12 protein-coding genes are annotated in these 13,285 nt (G+C 43.8%); 10 read left to right on the top strand and 2 right to left on the bottom strand.

Annotation, left to right across the window (positions count from 1 at the left end; genetic code table 11):
* The first annotated feature begins 27 nt into the window (after positions 1–27).
* The 10 genes from I7804_RS14795 to I7804_RS14750 all read left to right on the top strand — a co-directional run bounded on the left by I7804_RS14795 (position 28) and on the right by I7804_RS14750 (position 10,098).
* Entirely contained in the window at positions 28–864 is an 837-nt protein-coding gene (locus I7804_RS14795) for a polysaccharide deacetylase family protein (protein WP_248404011.1), read from the top strand.
* 211 nt (positions 865–1,075) lie between these two features.
* The gene (locus I7804_RS14790; protein WP_248404010.1) at positions 1,076–2,026 is read left to right on the top strand and encodes a phosphatase PAP2 family protein; all 951 of its coding nucleotides are present in this window, start codon (positions 1,076–1,078) and stop codon (positions 2,024–2,026) included.
* A gap of 118 nt (positions 2,027–2,144) precedes the next feature.
* Complete coding sequence (locus I7804_RS14785) at positions 2,145–2,936, top strand: class I SAM-dependent methyltransferase (protein WP_248404009.1); 792 nt, start codon at positions 2,145–2,147, stop codon at positions 2,934–2,936.
* Positions 2,937–2,939: 3 nt separating this feature from the next.
* The gene (locus tag I7804_RS14780) at positions 2,940–3,563 is read left to right on the top strand and encodes a class I SAM-dependent DNA methyltransferase (RefSeq protein WP_248404008.1); all 624 of its coding nucleotides are present in this window, start codon (positions 2,940–2,942) and stop codon (positions 3,561–3,563) included.
* A 15-nt stretch (positions 3,564–3,578) separates the two neighbouring features.
* The gene (locus I7804_RS14775) at positions 3,579–4,076 is read left to right on the top strand and encodes a hypothetical protein (protein WP_248404007.1); all 498 of its coding nucleotides are present in this window, start codon (positions 3,579–3,581) and stop codon (positions 4,074–4,076) included.
* Between the two features lie 22 nt (positions 4,077–4,098).
* Positions 4,099–4,773 carry a DUF6796 family protein gene (locus tag I7804_RS14770; RefSeq protein ID WP_248404006.1) on the top strand — a complete coding sequence of 225 codons (675 nt, stop codon included), beginning with the start codon at positions 4,099–4,101 and terminating at the stop codon, positions 4,771–4,773.
* A 149-nt stretch (positions 4,774–4,922) separates the two neighbouring features.
* Entirely contained in the window at positions 4,923–5,855 is a 933-nt protein-coding gene (locus tag I7804_RS14765) for a methyltransferase family protein (protein WP_248404005.1), read from the top strand.
* Between the two features lie 83 nt (positions 5,856–5,938).
* Positions 5,939–6,502 carry an MptD family putative ECF transporter S component gene (locus I7804_RS14760; RefSeq protein ID WP_248404004.1) on the top strand — a complete coding sequence of 188 codons (564 nt, stop codon included), beginning with the start codon at positions 5,939–5,941 and terminating at the stop codon, positions 6,500–6,502.
* An 882-nt stretch (positions 6,503–7,384) separates the two neighbouring features.
* Positions 7,385–9,304: a TetM/TetW/TetO/TetS family tetracycline resistance ribosomal protection protein gene (gene tet(W), locus I7804_RS14755; RefSeq protein WP_248404003.1), complete on the top strand. Its 1,920-nt coding sequence runs from the start codon at positions 7,385–7,387 to the stop codon at positions 9,302–9,304.
* Between the two features lie 50 nt (positions 9,305–9,354).
* On the top strand, positions 9,355–10,098 hold the full coding sequence (locus tag I7804_RS14750) for a class I SAM-dependent methyltransferase (RefSeq protein ID WP_248404002.1): 744 nt from the start codon (positions 9,355–9,357) through the stop codon (positions 10,096–10,098).
* Positions 10,099–11,027: 929 nt separating this feature from the next.
* Here the strand turns inward: I7804_RS14750 and I7804_RS14745 are convergent.
* Positions 11,028–11,900, bottom strand: coding sequence for a DegV family protein (locus I7804_RS14745; protein WP_248404001.1), 873 nt, complete (start codon positions 11,898–11,900; stop codon positions 11,028–11,030).
* On the bottom strand, positions 11,900–13,264 hold the full coding sequence (locus I7804_RS14740) for a radical SAM protein (RefSeq protein ID WP_002587447.1): 1,365 nt from the start codon (positions 13,262–13,264) through the stop codon (positions 11,900–11,902). Before I7804_RS14740 ends, I7804_RS14745 begins: the two co-directional genes overlap by 1 nt.
* Positions 13,265–13,285: the final 21 nt, after the last annotated feature.

Raw genomic sequence — 13,285 nt, 5'->3', positions numbered from 1 at the left:
TTGATATATGGAATGGAGAAAATGACAATGGCTAACATGATAATGAGATTCCCGGGCGGCCTTCCAAAGGCGCTTACTTTAAGCTACGACGACGGCGTAGAACAGGACGAAAGACTTGTAGAGATCACTAATAAATATGGCATTAAGGGTACCTTTAACTTAAACAGCGGCGCTTTTGCCAAAGAGGGCACAACATATGAACCCGGAACTATTCATAGAAGAATGTCTCTTAGTAAGCTCAAGGAAGTATATAGTAAGAGCAGTTGGGAGATCGCAGCTCATGCCTATACACATGCAGCGCTCGTAGGCCTTCCTTCTAATATTGCTACAGATGAGATTTCAAGAGATCGTAAAGAACTCGAGGAAGTATTCGGAACATTTGTAAGAGGATTTGCTTATCCATACGGAGCCTACGATGATGCAAGTGTACAGATTCTTAAAAACTGCGGCATATGCTATGCAAGAACTGTAAATTCAACTCATGACTTCCGTATTCCAACAGACTGGCTCAGACTCCCTGCAACATGCCACCACGCTGATCCTCAGCTTATGGACCTTGCAAAGCGCTTCGTTGAAGCTAAGAACAGCTGGTCTCCAATGTTATTCTATCTCTGGGGACACAGCTATGAGTTTGAAGAGAAAGACAACTGGGACGTAATCGAGAAGTTCTGCGAATACGTATCAGGCAGAGACGATATCTGGTATGCAACTAATATCGAAGTATATGATTACTGCAAGGCATTTTCAGAACTCATTTTTAATACAGATATGACAATGTGTAAGAACCCTTCGGCTATAGACGTTTGGTTCACATATGGCGATAAGGATGTTCATGTAAAAGCAGGCGAGATTGTGGAAATCTGATGTAATAATAGACCCAAAAGGAAATAGTAATGAAGAGTAATACTAAAAAAATACTAATTATTGCAACAGTAAACATCATTTAAGAACCCATATTATTTATGACTCCGTTCACTAGGTCCATTCCCTAGGTCGGAATACTTCGTTTATTTGCAATTATACTTGATTAGTGTATCATGATGGTGTAAGTGAACAGATGGGAGGAGTAACTTGTTTGGATATTAAGTATTTGTTGTTTTTGCAGGAAATTAGGGAGAGCGCACCCGAATGGATTAATAATCTTATGCAACTTATCACCGATATGGCCGGAGGCATTCTTATTCTGCTTATACCGATGATTGTTTTCTTTTGTGTTGATAAGAAAAAAGGAGAGTTTATATGGATCTCACTGGTGATAGCATCGGTGATAAATGTATTTGTAAAATGTTTATTCTGTGTTTATAGGCCTTGGATTCGTTCGGAATTGATAAATCCTTCGGCAAAAGCAATTGAGGGAGCAGGAGATTATTCTTTCCCAAGCAGTCATACCCAAGGGAGTGCATCAGCATTTGGTTCTCTTGCGTATGTTTATCGCAAAAAGAAATTGCTATCCATAATATGCATCTGTGTGATACTGTTGGTTGCATTCTCTAGGAACTATTTGGGGGTTCATACACCGCAGGATGTTTTAGCAGGTTTATTTATTGCTATTGTTGGAATTGCTTTGACATGCCTTATACAGAAGAAAATAGATGGCTCGGAAAAGAATCGCATAATCTTTTGTGTGATTGCGGTTGTTACTATAATGCTTGCTTTATTATTTGTAAGTATGAAAGAGTATCCTATTGATCTCGATGCTTCCGGAAATGTTTTGTATGATCCTTTGCGCTCAATATCATCATTTGCCAGTAAGGCTGGTTTGGCTATAGGATTTTTAGCGGCCTGGATACTGGAAGAAAAATACATTGCTTTTAGCACAGAGAATTTGACATTCGGACACAGGATTATCAGAGCTGTGACAGCTATTCTCCTATATTTCCTAATGGCGATAATAGCTGCGGGAGTTTCTTCAATCATACCAATTGCATGGGTGGCGGCTTTTATGCAAAACGCTATTATGTATTTTGGTGTTATATTCTTTGCACCACTCATATTCACAAAAATTGAATCGCACTCACGGTCATGAACATGGTATCAGCTGCTTAACTATAGTAGCTGATATTTTTTTGAAATTATAGTTAGCAGTGACTAACAAAAAGAGTTATAATGTCTATATATATGGATAGAAGCGGAGGAAAAAGCATATGAAAGCAGATTATAAAAACTGGATGCCCAAGGGTATGGTGATGGGAACTGGATGCGGAATGATAGCTTCACTGGTCCTTTTTCTTATTTTAGGGGTCTCTCCAATAGTACCGGAAGGAAGCGCAAAAAGAGTTATTGGAATTGTGCTCTTGATTCTTACAGTTATTTTTTGTGCTGTGACTATATGGATGTATTTGATGTACAGAGCTTTTTCTTATAACGGTAAGCGCCAGATGTCAAAACAGATCATTGAAGGGGTAGCCTCTTATGTAAGCATTCCTGATGGTGGAAAGGGGCTTGATGTTGGATGCGGAAGTGGAGCTCTTACCATAGCCTGTGCCAAGAAGAATCCGGGGGCATCTTTTATAGGAATTGACAGATGGGGTAAGGAGTATGCTTCATTCAGTAAAAAACTTTGTGAGAGCAATTCTGAAGCAGAAGGTGTAAGCAATACCTCTTTTATGCAGGGAGATGCGTGTAAATTGCCTTTTGAAGATGAGACCTTTAATGCAGTAACAAGCAACTATGTATATCACAATATTCCAAGCAGTGACAGACAGGCGATCCTTTTGGAGACATTACGCACTTTAAAGAAGGGCGGCACATTTGCAATCCATGACATTATGTCAAAGGTAAAATACGGTGATATGCAGGCATTTGTACAGAAGCTAAAAGACATGGGATATGACGATGTAAAGCTTATAGATACAACAAGCGGAATGTTCATGACTAAATGGGAGTCAACCTGGATGGGATTATCAGGCTCAGCTATTTTAATGGGGAGGAAGTAAGAAATGGGACTTTTTAAAGATTATGTGAGTCAGACAAGAAAACCGGAAGGCTTTCTTGGGAAGATGATGGTAAATGGCATGAATGGAGGACATGCCAAGATGGCAGATTGGGGCATGTCACATCTTAAAAACATAGCGCCCGAGGAAATAGTTGAGATAGGATGCGGAGGTGGAAGAAATGCCGGAGAACTTCTTAAGAGGTATCCATCATCACATGTAACAGCGATTGATTATTCTGATGTTTCTGTAAGTAAAGCATCTGCTTACAATGCAGACGCGATAAAGAATGGCCGATGTGAGGTCAGGCAGGGAGATGTTTCTGCATTGACTCTTCCGGAGGGAGAGTACGACCTGGCAACAGCATTTGAAACTATATATTTCTGGCCTGGATTGAAGGAGTGCTTTGCGCAGGTTGCAAAGGTTTTAAAACCGGGTGGAACCTTCATGATAGTAAATGAGTCCGATGGTACTGATGAGACCAGCCTAAAATTTGAGAAGATCATTGAAGGAATGAAATGTCATACCATAGAAGAAATAGAGGATGCACTTAAGACAGCGGGATTTAGTAAGGTTAAATCCGATCATCATAAGAGCAAACCGTGGATAACCGTTATTGCCAGAAAGTAAGATGGAGGAACAGATATGTTATTAACCATATTTTTAGCAATAGTAGTATGTGCAGCAGTCGCACTTATGATGTTTGCCGGAGTTGCATTTATTCAGGACACAAAGCTGTTTTCATCTGCACCAAAAGAATTTAGGGAAGTATTAAAGCCAAGGGATAAGGAGCTGTTTTATGGAGCCAAGGCTATAGGATGGATGCTAATGATTTTTAGTGTAGTAATGATAATAGGAGCATTGTTCATTTCTACTTGGGACGGCTTTAGATGTGAATATTCATTTTGGCAATTCTTTTTGCGTTTTGTAATGATCTTCACAATATACAAGCTCTTTGACATGATTTGCCTTGACTACTTTCTGCTGTTAAAATTTCACTTCTTTCAGTTTTACTTTCCGGAAATTGAAAGCGTAAGCCACGGCAGGAAGTATGGATTTAACATAAAAAGCCAGCTACTTAAGCTTTTGGTTGTATTCCCGGCGATTTCTGCTTTGGGAGCCTTAATATGTACACTTATTTAATATGTTCTTAGGGAGGTAAGCGATGAAGTCAAAACAAAGAATATTATTCGGATGTTATGCAATGGTACTTGCTATTATTGGGGACTATCTTCTTGGATACGGTACAATCGGCACAACATCAGATCCGGATGCCTATATGGGAATATCCTGGAATGTGGCTCCTGATTGGAGATATGCAGTATCATCAATCCTCGGTTTTTTGTGTGCAGCGATGTTTGCCTATGCTGCAACAGAATTGATGAGGATTATGGAGGATGAATATAATCTAAAGAATTCCAAACTATATAAGCTTTTCAAGGTTGCCAACTGGGGAGGAATTTTGTATTTTGCCTTTATTCATATAGGCATATGCATCCTGCCGGTTGTTTTTAATACAGGAATGGAAGCAACGGGCGATATTGAAGCATCTGTCGGTATGACGATCAGGGTTCTGAAAAGTGAACTTATTCCATTGCTGGCCGGTTTTGTGGTCTGCGATCTATTTGTGACTATAGGATGGATTGGAATGGTTATTAAGGGTATGCTTCCTGTAAAAAAATGGATGATCATATTCTGCCCTGTTTTTGGTGTGATTTTTGGAAATCTGCTCAATTTGATATCAGAAGGGTTGGACTCTGGGACAGAATCACTGGGGTGGCTCGTGTTGTATTTGGTTTGTGCACTAACTCTTACAGATAAGAAAAGGTCAATTAAATGAAACTGACAAAAAACAATTGAATCTCATCTCGGAACTCCTTGGCTGCCTTTGCTTTTGCGGAGGGGATAGCCTTTACTAACGGACTCATGAGCGAGAGCATGATTATCTGGTTTTTGTTTGTATATTTGGAAATCGGGAGGCCTTGAAAAGTGTTAAAGAATTATAACAAGGATGGGCAAAAGCTACCGTTATTTGGAATAGGGCCATATATGATCTTTGGGATGGGATTGACCACACTGGCAGGTATCATACTGTTTGGATATGTTTTTAAAATCGGGATATTGGAGATGCCCTGGATAATGGTGTTCAGGATTATGGGAGCCTTACTGATAATATCAGGCATATTTATATGGTTTACCGGTGCGGTTCGTTCAGATATGGATGATCATATAGAGAGCAATAAACTTAAGACAAACGGAATATATGCATGGGTCAGAAACCCAATGTACAGCGGCTGGTGGATTGCCTTTGCAGGCATCACCCTTATGTGGCATAACATATGGATGCTTGTCCTGCCGGTGATAAACTGGATTATTATGACGATTACCCTTATTAACTCGGAAGAGAAGTGGCTTTTGGATTTATATGGTGCTGAATATGAGACATATAAGACTAAGGTAAACCGCTGTATTCCGTGGAAACCCTGCGAGGACAGAATCTACGTAACAGATATTTCGAATGCGAGATGGATGGCCTATGACATTCCGGGAAACGTTGGGTGGATTATTTACATAGCATGTCTTGTAAGGTGTTTTATCGTAAAACCGGATTTCATTTCTTCATGGGGATTATTCGGGATCATTGTGATCTCAGTAATACCGGCTATTTTCATGATGATCGGAATAGCAGAGCTTGTTTCTGAAAGATTTGCACATCTTGACAGAAGACTCCCTAAAGTGCGACTTCTAAGAGGATTTGGAGCACTTGTTCTCGGCGGCACTCTTGGGATGACAGTAAGTGTACTTGGATTAATATATGGATATTGTATAGGAGAAAGAAATCTGATTACTATATGGTGTATGCTGCTTGGAAGCTTTCTTTGTTTTATTTTTGCCGAACTTATTTATAAAACATACAGGTAGATCCCGGGAGACTGGGACTTTCTTTGTTTTATGGGTTAGTTAATGCTAACAAAAATAATTAACTTAAAGGGAGAAAACTCATCATGAAAGAATGGAACAAAAAGAGTGCATTATGGATGCTGCTTTATGCAGTTCTGTATGCAGTAGGAACAGCGATTGTGTGCGTTACGGGAGCGATTACGCCGGTACTGTTTGTGTGTTATCAGATTACGGCAGGAATACTGCTCTCTGGAATCATCATATACGCATTCAGAAAGGTAAAAGCTCCAGGAGTAGCAACGTGCCTTGGGCTTGCAATGATTCTATTACTTTTGTTGATCCAGGATGCTGTGGCATGGCATGTAATACCAGTCATTATCATAACAGTCCTTGCCGAGGCAGTACGTGCAGTCTTTAAGTATAACTGGACAGGAGACGTGATAGCTACTGTGATCATGACATTTTCAAGTTTTGGTTATTACGGACAAATCTGGTTTAACAGAGACTATACCTATGAATGTGCCGTTGAAGAAATGCCTGCCGGCTATGCTGATGGTCTTATGACTGCAAGTCCTGCATGGAGTCTTATTATAGTCATAGCTATTGGAGCAGTATTGTCTGTGATGATATCAAATGTAACAGCAAAGCTTTTTAAAATTGACAGATAAAAGCAGGAGGAAACGATGCGACTGGGACATGTGATTTATGATAATCTAAACTTATAAGTTTGAAAATGATATCTGTTATATTTGGTTAACTATTTTTGTTGAATGATTACATAGACCAGTACCCCTGGGGATGCCCAGCCTGTACTGGCCTATTATTATGCCCATTTTTAGCGCAGAAAATCGGCATGAGACGAAACTACTAATCATATTTCAAAGCTGACGCTAATGCTCATGTACGGTAAGGAAGCAAGCAACCGAAAACAAGAGATAGACCGCCAGCACTACACTATTCCGAACCAAAGACCAAAAGATAAGCATTGTGGGAAAATCTAAACTTTTGGATTTTCCTACAATGCCAACTACGGCGGAATCCCTCCCACTCCTTATATCTTTCTGTATACATTGAATTTGTATTTAGTAAAATGCAGACAACACCACGGATCGGCTTTTGGTTGGACAATTCCAACCAAACACCACAGCAGACAGCAGAAAACATTCTGAACGCTAGGAAGCCGGTATGATTGTTACATATAAGGGGAAGAAAAATTTCTTTTAGGTACTTGCTTTCCTAAAACTGATGTGATACAATGATTTAATCCAGAAAAGGAGTAAAAAATATGCGGCAAGGTATTCTTAAATAAAACTATAATCAAATAGTGGGAACAAAGGATTATGATAGCTCCTTTTGTAGGGGCTTAGTTTTTTGTACCCAATTTAAGAATACTTTTGCCTTATCAATTTTGACATATCCCCAAAAACAGCAATCACAAACAGGTGTATGCTGTATATGTGTATGTCCGCAACTTATAATCCCCAGTGGTAAAAGTATTTTACTGCTGGGGATTTTTATGCCCTTTGGGGCTGTAAAGGGAGGACAATCACATGAAAATAATCAATATTGGAATTCTTGCCCATGTAGACGCTGGAAAGACGACCTTGACGGAGAGCCTGCTATATGCCAGCGGAGCCATTTCAGAACCGGGGAGCGTCGAAAAAGGGACAACGAGGACGGACACCATGTTTTTGGAGCGGCAGCGTGGGATTACCATTCAAGCGGCAGTCACTTCCTTCCAGTGGCACAGATGTAAAGTTAACATTGTGGATACGCCCGGCCACATGGATTTTTTGGCGGAGGTGTACCGCTCTTTGGCTGTTTTAGATGGGGCCATCTTGGTGATCTCCGCTAAAGATGGCGTGCAGGCCCAGACCCGTATTCTGTTCCATGCCCTGCGGAAAATGAACATTCCCACCGTTATCTTTATCAACAAGATCGACCAGGCTGGCGTTGATTTGCAGAGCGTGGTTCAGTCTGTTCGGGATAAGCTCTCCGCCGATATTATCATCAAGCAGACGGTGTCGCTGTCCCCGGAAATAGTTCTGGAGGAAAATACCGACATAGAAGCATGGGATGCGGTCATCGAAAATAACGATGAATTATTGGAAAAGTATATCGCAGGAGAACCAATCAGCCGGGAAAAACTTGCGCGGGAGGAACAGCAGCGGGTTCAAGACGCCTCCCTGTTCCCAGTCTATCATGGCAGCGCCAAAAATGGCCTTGGCATTCAACCGTTGATGGATGCGGTGACAGGGCTGTTCCAACCGATTGGGGAACAGGGGGGCGCCGCCCTATGCGGCAGCGTTTTCAAGGTTGAGTACACCGATTGCGGCCAGCGGCGTGTCTATCTACGGTTATACAGCGGAACGCTGCGCCTGCGGGATACGGTGGCCCTGGCCGGGAGAGAAAAGCTGAAAATCACAGAGATGCGTATTCCATCCAAAGGGGAAATTGTTCGGACAGACACCGCTTATCAGGGTGAAATTGTTATCCTTCCCAGCGACAGCGTGAGGTTAAACGATGTATTAGGGGACCAAACCCGGCTCCCTCGTAAAAGGTGGCGCGAGGACCCCCTCCCCATGCTGCGGACGACGATTGCGCCGAAAACGGCAGCGCAAAGAGAACGGCTGCTGGACGCTCTTACGCAACTTGCGGATACTGACCCGCTTTTGCGTTGCGAAGTGGATTCCATCACCCATGAGATCATTCTTTCTTTTTTGGGCCGGGTGCAGTTGGAGGTTGTTTCCGCTTTGCTGTCGGAAAAATACAAGCTTGAAACAGTGGTAAAGGAACCCTCCGTCATTTATATGGAGCGGCCGCTCAAAGCAGCCAGCCACACCATCCATATCGAGGTGCCGCCCAACCCGTTTTGGGCATCCATAGGACTGTCTGTTACACCACTCTCGCTTGGCTCCGGTGTACAATACGAGAGCCGGGTTTCGCTGGGATACTTGAACCAGAGTTTTCAAAACGCTGTCAGGGATGGTATCCGTTACGGGCTGGAGCAGGGCTTGTTCGGCTGGAACGTAACGGACTGTAAGATTTGCTTTGAATACGGGCTTTATTACAGTCCGGTCAGCACGCCGGCGGACTTCCGCTCATTGGCCCCGATTGTATTGGAACAGGCATTGAAGGAATCGGGGACGCAGCTGCTGGAACCTTATCTCTCCTTCATCCTCTATGCGCCCCAGGAATACCTTTCCAGGGCTTATCATGATGCACCGAAATACTGTGCCACCATCGAAACGGCCCAGGAAAAAAAGGATGAAGTTGTCTTTACTGGCGAGATTCCCGCCCGCTGTATACAGGCATACCGTACTGATCTGGCCTTTTACACCAACGGGCGGAGCGTATGCCTTACAGAGCTGAAAGGATATCAGGCCGCTGTCGGTCAGCCGGTCATCCAGCCCCGCCGTCCAAACAGCCGCCTGGACAAGGTGCGCCATATGTTTCAGAAGGTAATGTAAAGATACATAATCGTCAAGACGGCAACAATCAGAAGTTATGGAGGGTAACAATGGAATATAGTAAGGAAGATTTAATGGAAGCAAAAAAGCAAATTTGGGGAGTGGGAGAGAACATGGGAACAGAGGAAAGTAAAAAAATCTGGGAGGAGAACGCACAATTTTGGGATAATGCAATGGGTGACGAATCTAATGAATTTCACAGAGAGGTAGTGCGTCCCAAAGTAACGGAACTTCTATCTCCTAATCCTGCGGATTACATTTTGGATATTGCGTGTGGCAATGGAAATTATTCTTCGTATCTTGCACAAAGAGGCGCTTCGGTTGTCGCTTTTGATTACAGCAAAAAAATGATAGAATTGGCTAAAAGACGGCAATCACAATATGCAAAACAAATTGAATTTTGTGTGGCGGATGCGACCGATAGAAAAAGTATATTAGAATTAAAAAGAAATCGAGCCTTTACGAAAGCAGTTTCTAATATGGCAATTATGGATATTACGGATATTGAACCACTTCTTATGGCTGTTTATGAACTGTTGCAGGAAAGCGGAATTTTTGTCTTTGCAACGCAACACCCTTGTTTTGTCACGTTGACTGAAAAATATATGACACCGCACAGTTACTATGATATAGCGATTGAAGGGCAACCGAAAGAGCAGATTTATTATCATCGTTCCATACAAGATATTTTTAACCTTTGTTTTAGAGCTGGATTTGTCATTGATGGATTTTATGAAGAATGTTTTAGGTCAGTTTACAAGGAACTACACGCAGACCGTGAAACGGGCTGCTGACAACAAACGGCGCTATGCTCCCGGCTGGGTGCATAGCACCTGTTTGTTGCGGGGGTTTCCAAAGGGGGCAGCGCCCCATTTGGCACACGACTTTGCGGAGCAAAGTGTAGTGTGTTATACGCTCTGTCGGCGTTGCCCTGAAAATACCGTTGCCGCCGGGGAGGGCAAGGGCATTTGACGCGGCAGGAAAGCAGGGCTTTGTTTGGGGCTGGTAAGCCGGAAACAAAGGGCTGATTTCAGCAGCAGACAGGGCGTATTATGAAAGCCCCCGTCCCTCGTCCTCCGCCCCCGGCCTATGGGACAAAAAGTCCCAAAGCTCTGGACACCGTGACCAGATGTGTGGCCACACTCCGGGAAAAGTAGCAGGACGGCAGGAAACCGTCAAGGCTGAAATGAATGGGCTGACGCCCGGCCTTGACCGTTCCCCGCCGCCCCGCTGGATGGGTGGACAAGGTGGCCAATCCCTAAAAGTGTTTGGCCGCACTCGTTCATTTTGGGGCCTTTCTTCTCCCAAAATTGAAATGGGCGGGAAAGCCCTAAAATGGCTTTCCCGCCTTGATTACCCATTAGCAAAGACGGGCGAGACTGTCAACGGCGGCGCTGAAAGCGCCGTTCATCTTGAACGTTGACTGGCTCGCCTGGCTTTGCTACTGCCCGTAAGAGATGGAAAAACAAGATGGAAAACAAGGTTAAAAATGGTTTATACAGCATAGTCAAATTCAATTTCAAATTCTTTCCATCGGCCAGCAGTAACCTCATATTCATTATAGGCGTATCCTACGCCCAATACATGCGGAACCATATGTTCACCTCCTACTACTTCTAGCAGACAGTTCAAAGCTGCCGAGCATAAGTTACCCGGCAGCTCTAAACAAAACTATATTTTTCTATGATGGAGAATGCTTTTTTGCGTATCTACAAATCCTCCGTCATCGATTATTTCCCCAGTAAATCAATGCCAGTGCGCCGGGACCGGTGTGTGCTCCGATGATAGGGCCAATATAAGCAATACAAATCTCAGAATCCGGGAATTGTTCCAACAACCTTTCTTTCAGCATATCTGCTGCTTCAGGGTCATCGGCATGACCTATCAGAATCGATTTACCAAGTTCAGGTTTCCAGCCCTGTTCCATTCGGGCAATCTGAGTGGTAACAGCCTTTTTTCTTCCACGAGGTTTTTCCACTGCTTGCAGCTTTCCTTCGCTGTCCACATGAAGCAACGGTTTGATCTGCAAAGCCGTTCCCTTTGCGGCTGCGGCACCTGAAACCCGCCCGCCATGTTTCAAATGGGTAAAGGTATCAACCGTAAACCAATGACATACCTCTAATCGGTGTTCCATGACCCAAGAAGCCAATTCATCAATAGACAGTCCTTCCCTCTGCTTTTTCGCAGCTTCTCTGACTAAAAACCCTTCACCCACTGCGGCAGCAAGCGTATCAATGCAGATGATTCTTCTTTCCGGATATTCCTGCTGTAGTTCTTCAACCGCTAAAAACGCAGACTGATATGTACCTGACAGACCAGAGGAAAAACAGAGATACAGAATATCGGTTCCCTGTCGCAGACAGGGTTCAAAATGCTTAAAATAAATCGTTGGGTTGATTTGTGAGGTCGTTGCAAAATTCCCAGCTCTTTGCAAGCGGTAGAACTCCTTGGCTGTGATTCCTTCCGGGGAACCATATGAGTATTCTGTTCCGCCGATCTCAACATTCATAGGAATCATTTCAACAGATGGCAGACCTGCGGTTAACTCCGGTGCGAGATCTGAGGTGGCATCTGTGAAAATTTGATAGCCGTCCATCACTTCTTACACCCACTACAGCCCTGACAAGCAGCCCACAGCTCATCGGCCTTCGGCTTCCAGGTTTCTGCATAAAGTGTAGTCTTATCACACAGATGGTCAACACTTTCCGGGGACTGATACTCGGTAGAATGGGCACCGGATTTCTTTACCATGCTACGCAGACATTCAGGATTTTCCAGCATAGGACACGGCTGGAACATATTATCATTAAAGGGCTGACCGTCGTGATAGGCCATAAACAGCGGAGACTGATATGCTTCCAGCAGGGTCTTTTCACGGATGTTGGAGTCAGAGTAATGGATAAAAGCGCAAGGCTCAATGTCACCATTGGCATTGATATGCAGATAGTTGCGGCCACCAGCAATACAGCCGTTTACAAATTTCGCATCATTCTGAAAGTCAATTGTGAAAATAGGCTTTGTGCTACGGTATTCGCAGATGCGGTTATACATCTTTTCACGCTGGTCAGGAGACGGGAGCAGCTCCACAGCGGAATCGTTGCCCACAGGCATATAGTGGAAGAACCATGCGAACTTCGCACCGCACTCCACCAGATGATCGAAGAACTCATCCGAGCTGATGGAGTCGATGTTCTTGCTGGTATAGCACCCAGATACGCCGAAAGGCAGCTTCTTTTCTTTCAGAATCTTCATCGCCCGCATAGTAGCCTGATAAGTACCCTTGCCACGGCGGAAATCAGTAGCTTCCTCGAAGCCTTCAATGCTGATGGCCGGGTAGAAGTTCTTCACCCGCAGCATCTCATCGGCAAACTTCTCATCGATAAGGGTACCGTTGGTAAAGGCAGAGAATACGCAGTCAGGATGCGCTTCACACAGGCGGAGCAGATCGTTCTTGCGTACCATAGGTTCACCGCCGGTGTAGAGGAACATATAGGTTCCCAGTTCATTGGCCTGATTGATGATGTCATCCAGTTCCTCATAGCTCAGATTCAGCTTATTACCGTATTCTGCCGCCCAACAGCCGGTGCAATGAAGGTTGCAGGCGGAAGTGGGGTCCATCAGGATTGCCCAGGGGATATTGCAGCCGTACTTTTCACGATTAGCCACCTGCTTGCGGCTGCCTAAGAGAGATGCATTGACAATAAAATTGCGGAAGAACACTTTGCGGACTTCAGAATCAATGTCCGTCCAAAGGCTGTTGATCAGGCGCATCCAGTTGCTGTCAGGCTGCTCCATCACCTTACGGATTTGCTGGCGCTGTGTGAGATAGAGGTTATCCTTATCGAACTTATCCGCCCAATCTAACAACTTGGGGAATGCTTCCTGCGGATTGCTGTCAACATATTTCAGCACTTGATTGACGGCGAAAGCCTGTGCGCTGTCTTTAATAGAATTACTCATGGTTTTGTCTCCTTTTCTATC

Source organism: Butyrivibrio fibrisolvens (genome assembly GCF_023206215.1).
Taxonomy (GTDB): domain Bacteria; phylum Bacillota; class Clostridia; order Lachnospirales; family Lachnospiraceae; genus Butyrivibrio; species Butyrivibrio fibrisolvens_C.
Note: the sequence above shows the minus strand (reverse complement) of the source record. Positions and strands in the feature narration are given on the sequence as shown.